The 14,889-nt window shown below is 73.3% G+C and carries 16 protein-coding genes; 9 read left to right on the forward strand and 7 right to left on the reverse strand.

All coding sequences use genetic code 11. The features are described from left to right. Positions 1 to 2 precede the first annotated feature (2 nt). Positions 3 to 926, reverse strand: coding sequence for a sirohydrochlorin chelatase (locus ACFWRV_RS01360; RefSeq protein ID WP_384326642.1), 924 nt, complete (start codon positions 924 to 926; stop codon positions 3 to 5). A gap of 261 nt (positions 927 to 1,187) precedes the next feature. Here ACFWRV_RS01360 and ACFWRV_RS01365 point away from each other — a divergent pair, with 261 nt between their 5' ends. Then, entirely contained in the window at positions 1,188 to 1,949 is a 762-nt protein-coding gene (locus tag ACFWRV_RS01365; protein ID WP_384326644.1) for a vancomycin high temperature exclusion protein, read from the forward strand. A gap of 78 nt (positions 1,950 to 2,027) precedes the next feature. On the opposite strand, the gene ACFWRV_RS01370 is transcribed toward ACFWRV_RS01365, so the two are convergent. From ACFWRV_RS01370 to ACFWRV_RS01380, 3 genes are all read right to left on the reverse strand, one after another. Then, on the reverse strand, positions 2,028 to 2,618 hold the full coding sequence (locus ACFWRV_RS01370; protein ID WP_384326645.1) for a gamma-glutamylcyclotransferase family protein: 591 nt from the start codon (positions 2,616 to 2,618) through the stop codon (positions 2,028 to 2,030). Further along, a complete protein-coding gene (cutA, locus tag ACFWRV_RS01375) occupies positions 2,615 to 2,956 on the reverse strand; it encodes a divalent-cation tolerance protein CutA (RefSeq protein ID WP_384326646.1) in 342 nt (113 codons plus the stop codon). Before cutA ends, ACFWRV_RS01370 begins: the two co-directional genes overlap by 4 nt. 71 nt (positions 2,957 to 3,027) lie before the next feature. Further along, positions 3,028 to 3,654, reverse strand: a complete 627-nt coding sequence (locus tag ACFWRV_RS01380; protein WP_384326648.1) for an NADPH-dependent FMN reductase — start codon at positions 3,652 to 3,654, stop codon at positions 3,028 to 3,030. Between the two features lie 106 nt (positions 3,655 to 3,760). Here ACFWRV_RS01380 and ACFWRV_RS01385 point away from each other — a divergent pair, with 106 nt between their 5' ends. The 4 genes from ACFWRV_RS01385 (at position 3,761) to ACFWRV_RS01400 (ending at position 6,811) form a co-directional block, all read left to right on the forward strand. Beyond that, positions 3,761 to 4,564: an aminotransferase class IV family protein gene (locus tag ACFWRV_RS01385; RefSeq protein WP_384326650.1), complete on the forward strand. Its 804-nt coding sequence runs from the start codon at positions 3,761 to 3,763 to the stop codon at positions 4,562 to 4,564. Positions 4,565 to 4,620: 56 nt separating this feature from the next. Further along, positions 4,621 to 5,082, forward strand: a complete 462-nt coding sequence (locus ACFWRV_RS01390; protein WP_384326652.1) for a DUF5990 family protein — start codon at positions 4,621 to 4,623, stop codon at positions 5,080 to 5,082. A gap of 469 nt (positions 5,083 to 5,551) precedes the next feature. After that, positions 5,552 to 6,097 carry a hypothetical protein gene (locus ACFWRV_RS01395; protein WP_384326654.1) on the forward strand — a complete coding sequence of 182 codons (546 nt, stop codon included), beginning with the start codon at positions 5,552 to 5,554 and terminating at the stop codon, positions 6,095 to 6,097. An 81-nt stretch (positions 6,098 to 6,178) separates the two neighbouring features. Further along, positions 6,179 to 6,811: a class F sortase gene (locus tag ACFWRV_RS01400; RefSeq protein ID WP_384326655.1), complete on the forward strand. Its 633-nt coding sequence runs from the start codon at positions 6,179 to 6,181 to the stop codon at positions 6,809 to 6,811. A gap of 60 nt (positions 6,812 to 6,871) precedes the next feature. Here ACFWRV_RS01400 and ACFWRV_RS01405 read toward each other — a convergent pair whose 3' ends face one another. After that, the gene (locus ACFWRV_RS01405; RefSeq protein ID WP_384326657.1) at positions 6,872 to 7,663 is read right to left on the reverse strand and encodes a TSUP family transporter; all 792 of its coding nucleotides are present in this window, start codon (positions 7,661 to 7,663) and stop codon (positions 6,872 to 6,874) included. A 166-nt stretch (positions 7,664 to 7,829) separates the two neighbouring features. Here ACFWRV_RS01405 and nirB point away from each other — a divergent pair, with 166 nt between their 5' ends. The 3 genes from nirB to ACFWRV_RS01420 all read left to right on the forward strand — a co-directional run bounded on the left by nirB (position 7,830) and on the right by ACFWRV_RS01420 (position 12,090). Further along, positions 7,830 to 10,418: a nitrite reductase large subunit NirB gene (gene nirB / locus ACFWRV_RS01410; RefSeq protein WP_384326659.1), complete on the forward strand. Its 2,589-nt coding sequence runs from the start codon at positions 7,830 to 7,832 to the stop codon at positions 10,416 to 10,418. Further along, positions 10,418 to 10,777, forward strand: a complete 360-nt coding sequence (gene nirD / locus ACFWRV_RS01415; RefSeq protein ID WP_384326661.1) for a nitrite reductase small subunit NirD — start codon at positions 10,418 to 10,420, stop codon at positions 10,775 to 10,777. The genes nirB and nirD overlap by 1 nt, the downstream gene beginning before the upstream one ends. Positions 10,778 to 10,923: 146 nt before the next feature. Then, complete coding sequence (locus tag ACFWRV_RS01420; RefSeq protein ID WP_384326663.1) at positions 10,924 to 12,090, forward strand: alkaline phosphatase PhoX; 1,167 nt, start codon at positions 10,924 to 10,926, stop codon at positions 12,088 to 12,090. Between the two features lie 57 nt (positions 12,091 to 12,147). Here ACFWRV_RS01420 and ACFWRV_RS01425 read toward each other — a convergent pair whose 3' ends face one another. Then, a complete protein-coding gene (locus ACFWRV_RS01425) occupies positions 12,148 to 12,558 on the reverse strand; it encodes a VOC family protein (protein ID WP_384326665.1) in 411 nt (136 codons plus the stop codon). A 198-nt stretch (positions 12,559 to 12,756) separates the two neighbouring features. Between ACFWRV_RS01425 and ACFWRV_RS01430 the strand changes: the two genes are divergently transcribed. Next, positions 12,757 to 13,335, forward strand: coding sequence for a DUF4287 domain-containing protein (locus tag ACFWRV_RS01430; protein ID WP_384326667.1), 579 nt, complete (start codon positions 12,757 to 12,759; stop codon positions 13,333 to 13,335). Between the two features lie 30 nt (positions 13,336 to 13,365). Here ACFWRV_RS01430 and ACFWRV_RS01435 read toward each other — a convergent pair whose 3' ends face one another. Next, positions 13,366 to 14,403, reverse strand: a complete 1,038-nt coding sequence (locus ACFWRV_RS01435; protein WP_384326669.1) for an ArsR/SmtB family transcription factor — start codon at positions 14,401 to 14,403, stop codon at positions 13,366 to 13,368. Between the last annotated feature and the right edge of the window lie 486 nt (positions 14,404 to 14,889).

Raw genomic sequence — 14,889 nt, forward strand, 5'->3', positions numbered from 1 at the left:
TGTCAGGCGGAAGCGAGCAAGCTCACCGCGTCGGACGGGGCTCCGGCGGTCAGCGCCTGGTCGTAGCGGTGCAGCACGAGGCGGGCCAGCGCCGGGTGGGCGCCGAGCGGAGCGGCGGCCCGGTCCGGTACGGCGGCGGCGCAGGCGCTCGCGAAGCGTCCGGGGGCGGTGAAGCAGGAGGCGACGAAGGTCCGGTGGCGTCCTCGGGCGGCGAGCGCGCGCAGGGCCGCCGGGACGGTGGGCGTGGCGGCGGAGGCGTACGCGGGGACGACGGGCACGCCGAGGCGCGTCGCGAGCAGGCGGGCGGTGCGCCGGGTGTCCTGGGCGGAGTCGGGGTCGCGGGACCCGGCGGCGGCGAGGACCACGGCGGCGCGCCGGCCGCCCCGGTCGGCGGGGTCCCAGCCGGCGTCGACGAGCCGCCCGTACAGCGCCTCGACGAGCAGCGGGTGCGGGCCGAGGGGCGCTGCGATCCGGGTGCGTACGCCGGGGGCGGCGGCCGCCGCCGCGGGCAGGTCGCGCTTGACGTGGTGGCCGCGTCCCAGGAGCAGCGGTACGAGGACGGCGTCGGACCCGCGCAGGCCGTCCAGGGTGTCCGGGAGCAGTGGTGCGTTCAGCTCGATGTGGCCGAGCCGGACGTCGAGGCCGGGGCGCAGCTCGCGGACCCGGTCCAGGAGGGCCAGCACGGTGCGCAGCGCCTCCGGGTCGCGGCTGCCGTGCGCTACGGCGACCAGGGCCGGGGCGGACGCGCGGCCGTCCGCTGCGGGGCGGTCGGGCTGCCGGGTGCGGTGCATGGGTCTGCGGGTTCCGTTCCGGGAGACGAGGCTGAGCTGAGCGCCCAGCTGGTCGGTGATGCGGGTGAGGAGGTGCGCGGCGCTGTCGGGCATCGGGGGTGGCTGGTGGGGCTGTTCCGGGGCCGGCTCCGTCATGGACCTATGGTGCCGGGCGGAGGTTGCCGGGCCGTTGCGTGAGGGTCACGGGCTTTTTCCGCCGCCTCACGGTGGGGGCGGCAGCGGTGTGCGGAGCCCCGGACGATCGGTGGGCGGCCGGTGTCGGACGCGCTGGTGTCGGATGCCACAACCGGGGCGGCGCGCGAACCTTTGCGGCGTTCCGGTCGTCAGGTGGGGTGGGGGAACCGAGCGCGCACGGCGCGACGGACGGTTGGACGAGTGGGGGTCGCGGTGGGTGGGATGAGCGGGGAGAGACGGAAGCTGCCCGGGCGGCTGAAGGGGCTGCTGCCGCTGGAGCGCCTCGTCGTTGAGCGGCTGCGCGGGCGGCCCGCCGTGCTGCGGCTGCCGCGCACCCGGCGGGTTCAACGGCGGCTGGTGCAGGGGCTGATGGCCGCCTGTGCGCTGGCTCTCGTGCCCGCGACCTGGATGCGGCTGGAGGCCGGGGACCGGGTGGGCACGACGGCCGAGGCTCCGGCGCGGGAGGTCGCCGTGGTGTTCGGGGCCGGGCTGTGGCAGGGCCGCCCGACCCCGTACCTCGCGCACCGGCTGGACGCGGCGGCCGAGCTGTACCGCACCGGGAAGGTGAAGGTCGTCCTCGTCACCGGGGACAACAGCCGGGTGGAGTACGACGAGCCGGACGCGATGCGCACGTATCTCACCGGGCGCGGGGTGCCCGACGGGCGGATCGTGAGCGACTACGCCGGATTCGACTCCTGGGACTCCTGTGTCCGGGCCAAGAAGATCTTCGGGGTCGACCGGGCGGTGCTGGTGAGCCAGGGATTCCACATCCACCGGGCGGTCGCGCTGTGCCGGTCCGCCGGGATCGACGCGTACGGCGTCGGGGTCGACGAACCACGGGACGCGACCTGGTACTACGGCGGGGCCCGGGAGCTGGCGGCCTCGGGCAAGGCGGCCCTGGACGCCCTGCTCCGGCCCGACCCGCGCTTCCTGGGGCCCCAGGAGCTGGGCGTGACGGAGGCGCTGGCGGCCGGAGCGCGCTGACGGGCCGATCCGGCACGGCTCACCGCCGCGCGGCGGTGAGCCGTGCCGGTTACGCCGGGCGGGTGAAGCCCGGCGGCGTCACGGGGTGTCCGGGCCGCCCGGCGTCCGGCCGGTGACCCAGCGGCCCTCGGGGATGAGGACGCCGCCGGTCCGGAGCGAGCGGGTGACGGCGGTGGCGGCGAGGTAGACCCAGGCCCGCACGGTCTCTCCGGCGCCGGGCTGCTCCTCCTCGGCGGGCGCATCCTCCCAGGCGGGCCGCTCCCTCTCGACCGGCGGTTCCCGCTCCGCCGGTGGTTCCCGCTCCGCCGGCCGCTCGCCCCCGTACGGCAGCTCGATCTCGCGGACGACGCGTTCGTACAGGTTGCGCGGGTGGCCGGGGCCGAGGAACTCCTCCAGGTGGTCCAGCAGCCCGAGCAGTTCCCCGTACACCCCGGGCGCGGCGACGAGCAGGGTGCCGTGGACGCGGCCGTGGCCGTCGATCGCGTAGGGGTAGCCCGGGCCGTCGTAGAGCAGGGCCCGGGGCAGCACGGCCGGGCGCTCCCCCGCCGTACGGCCCCGGAGGAACAGGTCGTGGTTGGGTTCGCCCGGCAACAGCGTCCCGTACACGAAGAAGGGCAGCTCGGCGGCGACGGGGCCGCCGGGGACGGTCGTGGTCATGGCCGCCGTCACAGGGCTGCCGGGGGCGCCGTCTCCGCCGTCACCCAGCCGAGGTAGCGGGCGCTGCCCCGGATCACCGGCAGGGCGATGATCTCCGGCGTTTCGTAGTCGTGCTCCCGCTGGAGGTGCTCCTCCAGCTCGGCGTAGCGCTCCGCCGTGGTCTTCAGGAGCACCTGCCACTCCTCGGTCGTCTCGATGGCGTTCTGCCACCGGTAGACGGAGGTGACGGGGGCGGAGATCTGCGCGCAGGCCGCCAGCCGGGCCTCCACCGCCGACTGCGCCAGGGCGTGCGCCTTGTCCTCGCTGTCGGTCGTGGTCAGTACGGTCAGCCATGCCGGCGGCGCTGTCATCGTCGGTCTCCTCGGAGTGCGGCGGGCTTCCTGCCCGTGGGCCTTCGATGCGATTGTCGGCCCACGGCGGGTCAGGCGCCGTACGGGCGGGCATTCCTGGCGTCGCGCAGGGCGGCGCCCCACCACACCAGCTGGTCCAGCAGCGTCTTGGCGGCCGCGTCGGCGGGGCCCGGCTCCAGATGGCGCCCCGTGTCGTCGAAGAGGGCGCCCGCGTTGTGGAAGGACACGGTGTCGCGGACGGTGACGGTGTGCAGTTCGGCGAAGACCTGCCGGAGCTGTTCGACGGCACGCAGACCGCCGGAGATGCCGCCGTAGCTGACGAAGGCGACGGGTTTGGCGTGCCATTCCGGGCCGTGCCAGTCGATGAGGCTCTTCAGCGGTGCGGGGAACGAGTGGTTGTACTCGGGGGTGAGGACGACGAAGGCGTCGGCCGCCGCGAGCCGCTCGGAGACCGCGCCGATCCGCGCGGCTTCCTCGGGTCCGGGGTGGAAGGTGATCGCGGTGGGAAGGGCGGCCTCGACGACGTCGATCAGCTCGGTCTCGATGCCGGGGTGACGCGCCGCGCGGGCCAGGAACCAGTCGGCGATGACGGGACCGAACCGGCCGTCGCGGTTGCTGCCGAGGATGACGGCCACCTTCAGGGGGGCGGTGGGCGCGGTGGATGCGGTGGGCTGCGTGGATGTGGCTGTGGTGTCCATGAGGTCGACCATCCAGCCTCAACCATGGTTGAGGTCAAGCCCCGTCCGTATCCGGCGTACGTAGAGGCCCCGACATGATCCGAACGGCACGCCCTACGGTGGCCGCATGACGACGCACCCGCCCGCGCCCCACATCGAGCTCGACGGCCGGCCGGCCACCGAGGAGACCTTGCGGATCCCCGCCCTGTACGGCTTCGGCCACTTCACCGCCCTCCAGGTGCGGGACGGCAGGGTGCGGGGCCTCGGCCTGCACCTCGCCCGGCTGGACGCCGCGAACCGGGAACTGTTCGAGCTGCCGGTGGACGGCGACCGGGTGCGGGAGCTGATCCGGCACGCCCTGGACGGCGCGGGGCGGCGGGACGCCTCGGTGCGGGTGAACGGCTACCTGCCGCCCGGCGCGACGCGCACGACCCTGATGGTGACGGTCCGCGAGCCCGCCGTCATGCCGGCCGCGGCGCGGAGCCTGATGTCGGTGCCGTACGCGCGCTCGGCCCCGCACATCAAGCGGCCGGGCGAGTTCGGGCAGACGTACTACGGGATGCTGGCCGGGCGGGCGGGGTTCGACGAGGCGCTGCTGACCGCGCCGGGCGGAGTGGTGACCGAGGGGGCGATCACCAACATCGGCTTCTGGGACGGGGCCTCGGTGGTGTGGCCCGACGCCCCGGCGCTCGCCGGTATCACGATGGCCCTGCTGGAAGAGGGCCTGGAGCGGGACGGACGGCCCTCGGTCCGCCGTCCGGTGACGCTGGACGGGCCGGACGGGGTGGGCCGCTTCCGCGCCGCCTTCGTCTGTAACTCGCAGGGCATTGCGCCGGTGCGGCGGATCGACGGCACCGCGTTCGCGGTGGACGAGAGGCTGATGAAGGACCTGGGCTCGGTGCACGACAGCGCTCCGCAGGACGCCGTGTGAGGCGGCCGGACGGCGGGCCGGGGCCGTCGGGCCCGGCCGTGCCGGACCATGGGGGCATGCAGATCCATATCGAGGCCTCGGCCCTCCCCGGTCGCACCTGCGGCCCGGACAGCGACTTCCCCGGGTACGAGAACATCCACGTCGGCGTCCAGCGCAAGGACCGGCCGGGCGAGTTGCTCGGCCTGCACCCCGGGGACGCCCCCACCGCGTCATGGGTGCTCGACTGCACGGCCACGGCGACGGCGGACGGGATCGAGGTGTCGGGTCCCTACGTCCAGAACCGGCTGGGCGGGCGGTTCGTCTATCTGTCGTGGGGCACGGTGGACGACGCCGGGGTCTTCACCATGTTCCGGCGCGCCAAGCTGATGTTCGACGACATCGATTCGGCCGTTCTCGAAGCCGCCGCGCGCTCCGGGCGCCTGACCGGGCGGCTCGGACTCACCGACGCCAAGGGGCAGCCGCTGTGCGCCCGGGTGCGCCCGCCGAAGATCGTCTGGAGCGCCGCGGACGGGGCGTGACCGCAGAGCGGGCGGCGGGCGGGGCCCGGCCACGGACACGAGCCGGACCACCGAGCGAGGGGCCTGGCCGCCCCGAGCGGCGGCGGGCCGGGGACGGCGAGCCGGAGGCGGATCCGACACCGCCCCCACCGGTCCAGGGGGGAGTGGGCCGGTGGGGGCGGGTGCCGTGGGGGGCGGGGATCCGTCCCGTGGGGGGGGTGTCTTGCGTGTGCCCGGGGCCCGCGAGGTCATTCATGTGACCTGCATCACATCTCACTTCCGCCCCTCACCCGATCGGCACCCGGCCCGCCGGTACGGACCGAACGGCCCAGCCGCACCCCCTTGACCTGCGGTGATCCATTCCGGCAAGGGTGCCGCGCCGGTCCGTACGAGTGAAAACTGACCCGGTGTCAGAAGGCGTGCCGGGCCGGGCCCCCGTTGGCTCGGGGACAGGACACACCCGCTCGCGCCGTCTGCCCGGAGGATCCCCATGCGCAGTCCTGCCCGCCTCGTGACCGGCACCGTCGGTGCCGCGTTCACCGTCATCGCGTTCGGTCTCACCGCCGCCGCTCCGTCCGCGTACGCGGGTGACTTCGGCCGCCTGGAGATCACCCCCGCGACCGCTCCCCCCGGCGCCACCATCACCGTGAGCACCACCGCCTGCGGCAAGAAGGGCTCCGGCATCGGCGACGCGAACGAACTGGACGCCGGGGACTTCGACATGCGCCCCGGCACCCACAAGGACGTCGTGGTCGGCCAGTTCACCGTGCCGCACGACACCCGGCCCGGCACCTACGAGATCGTCGTCTCCTGCGACAACGGCAAGGACGCGGTCGGCGACCTCAAGGTGATCGGCGGCGGCAGGCACGAGAAGCCGATCCACGACCGCCCGTCCGGCCATGTGCGGACCGGGGTCGGCGGCAGCGTCGAACCGAACTCCACGCAGGTCGCTCTCGGCGTCGGTGTGATCGGCCTGGCCGCCGTGGGCGGACTGTGGATGCTGCGCCGCCACTCCGAGGGCGCCGAAGGAAGCTGAACCGCCGCTTCCCCCTGACCGGGCGGGGCGCGTCCCCGAGCGCGTCCCGCCCGCCCCGGACCACCGACCGAGGACGATGCGATGTCCCCCAGCGCGCAGAAGGCCAAGGGCTGGCTGGTGGGCATCGCCGTGCTGTGCGGCATCTGGCTCATCCAGAACGGCCCCGGCGGCCAGCTGATCCCGCCGCAGCCCTCCAGCGCCCAGGCCTTCGCCGCCGGGCCCCAGCTCCAGCCCGGCTCCCCGGTCGCCGAGCCGCTGAACCCCTCCGAGCCGGTCCGCATCCGCATCCCCAGCATCGATGTGGACGCGCCGATGACCCGGCTGGGGCTGGCCGCCGACGGCAGCCTCGACGTACCGCCGGACGAGGACCGCAACCTCGCGGGCTGGTTCGGGGGCGGCGTCCCGCCCGGCGCGCGGGGCACCGCGATCGTCGCGGGGCACGTGGACAACGCGGAGGGGCCGTCCGTCTTCTACGCCCTGGGCGCCCTGACCAAGGGGACCGGCGTCGAGGTGGACCGCGAGGACGGACGCACGGCCGTGTTCTCGATCGACGCCATCGAGGTCTACGACAACGACGACTTCCCCGACCAGCGCGTCTACGGCGACTCGCCGCACGCCTCGCTCCGGCTGATCACCTGCGGCGGCGGCTTCTCCGAGGAGACCGGCTACCAGGGCAACGTGGTGGCGTACGCGCACCTCACCGACGTGCGCTGAGGCGACACGCGCTGAGCGGACGTGCGCTGAGCCCACCTGCGCCGAGCAGACCCGCCGCTCTCACGCGTTCCACTGGTCGAAGCCCAGCTTGGCGACCAGCGAGAACACCACGGTCAGCAGCACCGCCCGGACGAAGCCGCTCCCCCGGCTCAGCGCCATCCGGGCCCCGATCATCCCGCCCGCCAGGTTGAACACCGCCATCACGGCCGCGAGCTGCCACAGCACGGTGCCCTGGTACGCGAACATCGCCAGCGCCCCGGCGTTCGTGCACACGTTGACGATCTTCGCGGTGGCCGAGGCGGTCACCAGGTCCAGGTGCAGCACGGCGGTCAGGGCCAGCACCAGGAAGGTGCCGGTGCCCGGCCCGAACAGCCCGTCGTAGAAGCCGATCCCGCCGCCGACCAGCACGATCGCCGTGATGATCCGGGCCCGGGTGACCGGCCGGTCCGTGCCGTCGCCCGCCGCCGCCGTACCGAAGGACGGGCGCAGCATGACGAAGGCGGCGACCCCCAGCAGCACGACCATGATCACCGGGCGGAGCAGCTCGCTGCTGATCCCGGCGGCGAAGAACGCCCCGGTCATCGACCCGGCGAGCGCCATCAGTCCGACCCGCACCGCCAGCCCCACCCGTACCGGGGCTTTGCGCAGGAAGGTCACCGCCGCGCCGGAGGTGCCCACGATCGCGACGGCCTTGTTGGTGCCGAGCACATGGGCCGCCGGGACGTGCGGCAGGCCGAGCAGCAGCGCGGGCAGGAGCAGCAGGCCGCCACCGCCCACCACCGCGTCGATCCAGCCCGCGGCGGCCGCGGCGAGGCAGAGGAGAACCAGGGTCGTCAGCGTTATGTCAGGCACGAACCGACATTAGACGGCTGTCGCCCATCCCTCCTCACCGGTCCCTCACAGGGCCCCGGCCCGGTCGCTGAGCGCAAGGTTCCGCCCGGGAAACAGGCGGGATGCGGCCGGGTAACACCTCCCGCCCAGGCTCAGGGCATGAGGACAACCGACGGAGGCCACTGAGATGCCGGAGCCCAGCACCCCGAACGCCCAGGCGCACACCGCCGTCCCGACGATCGTGGTCGTCGGGCACGGCATGGTCGGCCAGCGGTTCCTGGAGGCCCTGGCCGACCGCGGGCTGACCCCGGCGGCCGGCGGCGCCCGGGTCGTCGTGCTCTGCGAGGAGCCCCGGCCCGCCTACGACCGGGTGCGGCTGACCTCGTACTTCGATGGGCGGAGCCCCGAGGATCTCTCACTGGTGGAGCCGGACTTCATGGACCGGCACGGCATCGAGCTGTACATCGGCGACCCGGCGACGGCCGTGGACCGGGCGGGGCGGACGGTGACCGCGCGGTCCGGGGCGGTGTTCCCGTACGACACGCTGGTGCTGGCGACGGGCTCGTACCCCTTTGTGCCGCCGGTGCCGGGGAAGGACGCCCGGGGCTGCTTCGTGTACCGGACCATCGAGGACCTGCTCGCGATCGAGGAGTACGCGAAGGGCGCGGCCACCGGTGCGGTGGTGGGCGGCGGGCTGCTCGGTCTGGAGGCGGCCGGGGCGCTGAAGGGGCTCGGACTGTCCACGCATGTCGTGGAGTTCGCGCCCCGGCTGATGCCGGTCCAGGTGGACGAGGGCGGCGGCGCGGCGCTGCTGCGGACGATTCAGGACATGGGGCTGGCCGTGCACACGGGGGTCGGCACGCAGGAGGTCACCACGGGCGCGGACGGGGCGGTGAACGGGATGGTCCTGTCGGACGGTTCCTCGCTCGCCGTCGATCTCGTCGTCTTCTCGGCGGGCGTACGGCCCCGGGACCAGCTGGCCCGGGAGTGCGGCCTGGCGGTCGGGGAGCGCGGCGGGATCGTCGTGGACGAGGAGTGCCGGACCTCGGACCCGGCGGTGTTCGCGATCGGCGAGTGCGCGCTGGCCGCCGACGGCCGGGTGTACGGGCTGGTCGCGCCGGGCTACGAGATGGCCCTGGCGGCGGCCGAGGTGATCGCGGGCGGCCGGTCCGCGTTCACGGGCGCGGACCTGTCGACGAAGCTGAAGCTGCTCGGGGTGGACGTGGCCTCGTTCGGCGACGCGCACGGGAGCGCCGAGGGGTCGCTCGACGTCGTGTACTCCGACGCCCGGTCGGGGATCTACAAGAAGCTGGTGATCGGGCGGGACGGGACCCTGCTGGGCGGGGTGCTGGTCGGGGACGCGGAGACTTACGGCACGCTGCGGCCGATGACGGGCACGGTGCTGCCGGTCGCCCCCGAGCAGCTGGTGTTGCCGGCCGGGGCGGGCGGACCGGTGGCGCTCGGCCCCTCCGCGCTGCCCGACGAGGCGGTGATCTGCTCCTGCCACAACGTGACCAAGGGCGCGATCTGCGAGCACACCGCGCTGCCCGAGGTGAAGAAGTGCACCAAGGCCGGTACGGGCTGCGGCAGTTGCCTGAAGGTGATCGGGCAGCTGATGCCGCCGCCCGAGGACGCGGGGCTGTGCGGCTGCTTTCCGTACAGCCGCAGCGAGCTGTACGAGATCGTCCGCACCCTGGAAGTCACCTCGTTCGTGGAACTGCTCGACTCGCACGGCCGCGAGGAGGCGCGCGGCGGCGACGGCTGCGAGGTCTGCAAGCCGACGGTCGGCTCGGTCATCGCCTCGCTCGCCCCCACGGTCGGCGCGAGCGGCTATGTGCTGGACGGCGAGCAGGCGGCGCTCCAGGACACCAACGACCACTTTCTGGCCAACCTCCAGCGCAACGGGTCGTATTCGATCGTCCCGCGCATCCCCGGCGGCGAGATCACCCCGGAGAAGCTCATCGTCATCGGCGAGGTGGCCCGCGACTTCGGCCTCTACACGAAGATCACCGGCGGCCAGCGCATCGACCTCTTCGGCGCCCGGGTCGACCAGCTGCCGCTGGTCTGGACCCGGCTCGTGGACGCGGGCTTCGAGTCCGGGCACGCGTACGGGAAGTCGCTGCGCACGGTCAAGTCCTGTGTGGGGCAGACCTGGTGCCGCTACGGCGTGCAGGACTCGGTGAAGATGGCGATCGATTTGGAGCTGCGCTACCGGGGCCTGCGCTCCCCGCACAAGCTGAAGTCCGCGGTCTCCGGCTGCGCCCGCGAGTGCGCGGAGGCCCGGGGCAAGGACTTCGGGATCATCGCCACCGCCCAGGGCTGGAACCTGTACGTCGGCGGCAACGGCGGGGCGACCCCGCGCCACGCGGACCTGCTGGCCCAGGACCTCGGCGACGCCGAACTGGTGCGGCTGATCGACCGGTTCCTGATGTTCTACATCCGCACCGCCGACCGCCTGGAGCGCACCTCCGCCTGGCTGGAGCGGATCGACGGCGGCCTGGAGCACGTCCGGGACGTGGTCGTCCACGACTCGCTGGGACTCTGCGAGGAGCTGGAGCGGCTGATGGCCGACCACGTCTCCGGCTACCGCGACGAGTGGGCCGAGACCATCAACGACCCGGAGCGGCTGCGCCGCTTCGTCACCTTCGTCAACGCGCCCGACGCCCCCGACCCCTCGGTGAGGTTCGTTCCGGAGCGGGACCAGATCAAGCCCGATCTGGAACTGCTCGCGGGACCCGTCCTCGCCGTCCGCACTCTCGAAGGGACCGCATCCTGATGACCACCGCGACGACCACGACAGCGCAGGACACCGGATCCGTCCGGATCGCCCACGGGGAGGACTGGCTGACGGTCTGCGAACGGGGGCTGCTGACCCCCGGGCGGGGCCTCGCGGTGCTCCTGCCGGACGGGGACCAGGCCGCCGTCTTCATGGACCGGGCGGGGCGGGTGTACGCGATCGGCAACCGGGACCCGTTCACCGGGGCGTACGTCCTCTCGCGCGGCCTGCTCGGCTCCGCGGCCGGAGGGCCGTTCGTGGCCTCGCCGCTGTTGAAGCAGCGCTTCGACCTGGCGACGGGAGCATGCCTGGACGACGAGGAGGCGGCGGTGCCGGTGTTCGCCGTACGGGCGGACTGACCCGGCCGGCCGGGGCCCCTGCGCAACCCCTCCGCCGCCCGTTCACCTTCCCTTGACACTCCGTCAACTCCGCACTCCTACAGTCCTGACGCGCGACCCGCCGGTCCGTCCGGAGCGGCGGGCCCTCACTCATGCGTGGAGTGATCGTGGAACGTCGGACCTTTTTGCGCACCGCCGTGGTCGGAAGCTCGGCGGCGGCCTTCGGCGGCACGCTGTGGCGGGGCGCCGCCTTCGCCGACCCGGCCCAGCCGGCCCCCGGCCCGTACGGCGCCCTCCAGGCGGCCAACGGCAACGGCATCCAGCTGCCGAGCGGCTTCACCAGCCGCATCGTCGCCCGCTCCGGGCAGACCGTGCCCGGCACCTCCTACCGCTGGCACAGCGCGCCCGACGGCGGGGCGACGTACGCCGACGGCTCGGGCTGGATCTACGTCTCCAACGCCGAGGTGTCCCCGAGCAGCGGCGGCGGGGCCAGCGCGGTGAAGTTCGACTCCTCGGGGACGGTGACCGCCGCGTACCGGATCCTGGGCGACACGAACAACAACTGCGCGGGCGGCGCGACCCCGTGGAACACCTGGCTGTCCTGCGAGGAGGTCACCCGCGGGTACGTGTACGAGACCGATCCCTGGGGGGTGAACGCGGCGGTGCGGCGTCCGGCGATGGGCCGCTTCAAGCACGAGGCGGCCGCCGCCGACCCGGACCACGGTTACGTCTACCTCACCGAGGACGAGAGCGACGGCCGCTTCTACCGCTTCCGGCCCACGTCCTGGGGGAATCTGTCGAGCGGCACCCTTCAGGTGCTGGTGGCCGGCACCGGCACATCGGGGCCGGTGACCTGGGCGAACGTCCCGGATCCGGCCGCTTCCTCCACGCAGACGCGGCGCCAGGTGTCCGGGGCGAAGGTGTTCAACGGCGGTGAGGGCTGCTTCTACGCGGCGGGCACCTGCTGGTTCACCACCAAGGGCGACAACCGGGTGTGGGCGTACGACGCGAACACGTCGTCGATCTCGCTCGCCTACGACGACTCGCTGGTGACGGGCGGCTCGGCCCCGCTGACCGGCGTGGACAACGTCACCCGGTCCGGGTCCGGCGACCTCTACATCGCGGAGGACGGCGGGAACATGGAGATCTGCCTGATCACACCGGACGACACGGTGGCCCCGTTCCTGCGGATCACCGGCCAGTCCGGTTCGGAGATCACCGGGCCCGCGTTCTCGCCGGACGGCAGCCGGCTCTACTTCTCCTCGCAGCGCGGGACGAGCGGAAGCTCCTCCGGGGGCATCACGTACGAGGTGAAGGGGCCGTTCCGCGGCTGACGCCGACGCCCCGCGTGCGCCGGTGGCCGTCGTCGGCCCCGGCGCACGCCCTGCGGCTCAGGCCTGGCCCTCGACGGCGGACGCGTCCATCCACATGACCTCCCAGATGTGGTGGTCGGGGTCCTGGAACGAGCGGCCGTACATGAAGCCCATGTCCTGCGTCTCGCCCGCCGGGAACCCGCCGGAGGCCAGCGCCGCGTCGACGATCTCGTCGACCTTCTCGCGGCTGTCGGCGCTGAGCGCGAGGATGACCTCGGTCGCCTTCGAGGCGTCGACGATGTCCTTCTTGGTGAAGTCCTTGAAGCGCGGCTCCGTCATCAGCATGGCGAAGATCGTGTCGCTGATGACCAGACACGCGGTCTTGTCGTCGCTGAACTGCGGGTTGGTCGTGAATCCGAGCTTCCCGAAGAAGCCCACCGTGGTCTCCAGGTCCTTCACGGGCAGGTTCACGAAGATCATCTGAGCCATGGTCGTTTCCTCTTCCTCTGTCCGGTGGCGCCCGCGGTGGTCCGTCCGGCGCTTTCGAGGGGTTAGACGGCGGCTCCGCCCGGAACTCATCGCCGTACGCGGAAAGAATTTCCGCCGCCGTGCGCGTCCTGCCGCCTTGCACCGGCCGGACCCCGCGAGCCCGGCCTGATCCAGACGAGAGGCCCTAGAGTCGGAGCCATGAGCGGACCGGCGGGCAGACGCATCACGGAGAAGGTTTCGGCACAGTCCCTGCGGGAGGCGACCGGCCGGGACTGGGAGGGCTGGTTCGCCGTGCTGGACGCCTGGGGCGCGACGGAGCACCCGCACGCCGAGATCGCCGCCCATCTGCGCGACGAGCACGGTGTGGACGGCTGGTACGCCCAGTCCGTCTCCGTGGGGTACGAGCAGGAGCGCGGGCTGCGCGAGGTGGGGCAGTCCTCCTCCGGGGACTGGAACACCTCCGGGAGCCGTACGGTGGCCGCGCCACCGGAGCGGGTCATGTCCGCCTTCACGGACGCCGCCCTGCGCGAACGCTGGCTGCCCGGCGTCGAACTGGACGTCCGTACCGGCCGGACCGGCAAGTCGCTGTCCGCCGGATTCCGGGACGCCGGCGGGGAGGCGGGCCGTCTCACCCTGTGGCTGACGCCGTTGCCGGACGGCCGCACCCGGGTGGGGCTGGGGCACGAGAAGCTGGCGGACGCCGGGGCCGTGGCCGCGTACAAGGCGTTCTGGAAGGAGCGGCTCGGGGTCCTCGCGGCGCTGCTGGCGGAGGGCTGAGGCGGCCCCCGGGGCCTGCGGCCGGGCCGCTCAGGGCAGGGCGAGCGGGGCGCCGCCGCGCAGCAGGGAGCCGCCGAGCGGGGTCAGCGTGTGCAGGACCGAGCTGCCGTGGCGCAGCGTCAGGACCAGGCCCGCCTCGCGCAGCACGGAGGCGTGCTGGCTCGCCGAGGCCATCGACACCCCGGCCCTGCGGGCGAGTTCGCTGGTGGTGCAGCCGCTGCCGATGGACGACAGGACGGCCGAGCGGGTGTGCCCGACGAGCCGGCCGAGCCAGGGGCCGGGCTCGGCGAAGACCGGGGCGCCGGGGTTGGTGACCGGGTAGACGAGGACCGGCGGGAGCGACGGGTCGCGGTAGACGACGGGAGTGCCCCGGCAGAAGAACGACGGCTGGAGCAGCAGCCCGCGCCCGTCCAGGTACAGATCGCGGTCGACCGGGTAGTCCGCCTCCAGCACGGGTGGGCGCCACCGGATCATCGGCGGCAGGGTGGCCAGGAGCCCGTCCGCGCCGCCGTCCAGCAGGGCCCGGCCGCGCACGGCCCGGTCCGCCTCGACGCTGGCCCGGATGTGCGGCCAGTAGGGCTCGACGGCCGCGTGGTGGTAGCTGCGCAGCGCGCCGATGAGCCGGGCGAGCGGCTCGGCACGGCCCTCCATCAGCGCGGCGGGCAGCGCCGCGCTCGCCCGTCCCGCTCCGGCGGCCCGCTGACCGACCGGCCGGTCTGCCCGCCGCCGCATCCGGCCGGCGGCCAGCAGCTCCAGCTCGGCGTGGACCCGGTCGGCGGGGGTGTCGCGCAGGGCCTCCATCCCGACGTCGAGTCCGAACGGTTCGGCGCCTTCCTGAGAGGGCGTCAGGAAATCCGGGAAATAGCCGCGGGGCGGAACGACCGCCGCCAGCAGCTGTGCTTCACCATTCAACCGCGCCCGGGATTCCGTCCGCCATTTCCCGAACACGGTTGAGGCACGCCGGTCCCTGATCCGGTGAAAACTGAGAATGGTTTCCCACAACGCGTCCGGCCTCGTGGCCATCCGCACCCGCGAAAGGTCCAGCCTGGACACATGGATACGCAGCACTACTCCCCCACCTGTTGCATCCGCAATTTCCCCCACCGAAGGGTATGCGGACCGTCACAGGAGGTCACCACGGGGTTTCGGCCAGAAGTGAAAGGTCTCGCCCCGTTCCGCTTCACCCGAAAGGCTGTACGACGTCGGGTACGCATCCGGTGCCCACCGGATGAGCACGTGAAGGCCGTGGGGGGCTTTGTGTGTTCGGCGGCGGTGGGCGACGGTGCGGCTCCGTACCCGACGGGGGTAAGCCGGGTGCGGTTCATGGGTGGGGATCCATGGACCGCACCCCGGTCCGGCCCCCGGTCGCCATCCGAATTTCTTTGCGCATTAAACGAAGCAATGTGCTCTGGGCCACATTCCTCGCGCGACATTCGGTGCGCACTTCTGATGACTTCCCCGTACCGCCGGTCATTTCCGCGCACGTCCACACAGCTGTTCCCGTACGGCGCCGTCGTGGGCGGCGCACGGCGAAGCGGCGGCACCCCCGCACAG

Origin of the sequence: Streptomyces sp. NPDC058576, from assembly GCF_042718715.1 — a bacterium.
In the GTDB taxonomy this organism is placed as follows: Bacteria; Actinomycetota; Actinomycetes; order Streptomycetales; family Streptomycetaceae; genus Streptomyces.

What these genes read in the sequence shown, in the direction of transcription:
- ACFWRV_RS01395 (WP_384326654.1), top strand. Translation starts at nt 5,552, where the DNA reads ATGCGCAGTCCTGCCCGCCTCGTGACCGGCACCGTCGGTGCCGCGTTC.
- ACFWRV_RS01430 (WP_384326667.1), top strand. Translation starts at nt 12,757, where the DNA reads ATGAGCGGACCGGCGGGCAGACGCATCACGGAGAAGGTTTCGGCACAG.
- nirB (WP_384326659.1), top strand. Translation starts at nt 7,830, where the DNA reads ATGCCGGAGCCCAGCACCCCGAACGCCCAGGCGCACACCGCCGTCCCG.
- ACFWRV_RS01365 (WP_384326644.1), top strand. Translation starts at nt 1,188, where the DNA reads ATGAGCGGGGAGAGACGGAAGCTGCCCGGGCGGCTGAAGGGGCTGCTG.
- ACFWRV_RS01425 (WP_384326665.1), bottom strand. Translation starts at nt 12,558, where the DNA reads ATGGCTCAGATGATCTTCGTGAACCTGCCCGTGAAGGACCTGGAGACC.
- ACFWRV_RS01385 (WP_384326650.1), top strand. Translation starts at nt 3,761, where the DNA reads ATGACGACGCACCCGCCCGCGCCCCACATCGAGCTCGACGGCCGGCCG.
- ACFWRV_RS01400 (WP_384326655.1), top strand. Translation starts at nt 6,179, where the DNA reads ATGTCCCCCAGCGCGCAGAAGGCCAAGGGCTGGCTGGTGGGCATCGCC.
- nirD (WP_384326661.1), top strand. Translation starts at nt 10,418, where the DNA reads ATGACCACCGCGACGACCACGACAGCGCAGGACACCGGATCCGTCCGG.
- ACFWRV_RS01360 (WP_384326642.1), bottom strand. Translation starts at nt 926, where the DNA reads ATGACGGAGCCGGCCCCGGAACAGCCCCACCAGCCACCCCCGATGCCC.
- cutA (WP_384326646.1), bottom strand. Translation starts at nt 2,956, where the DNA reads ATGACAGCGCCGCCGGCATGGCTGACCGTACTGACCACGACCGACAGC.
- ACFWRV_RS01380 (WP_384326648.1), bottom strand. Translation starts at nt 3,654, where the DNA reads ATGGACACCACAGCCACATCCACGCAGCCCACCGCATCCACCGCGCCC.
- ACFWRV_RS01390 (WP_384326652.1), top strand. Translation starts at nt 4,621, where the DNA reads ATGCAGATCCATATCGAGGCCTCGGCCCTCCCCGGTCGCACCTGCGGC.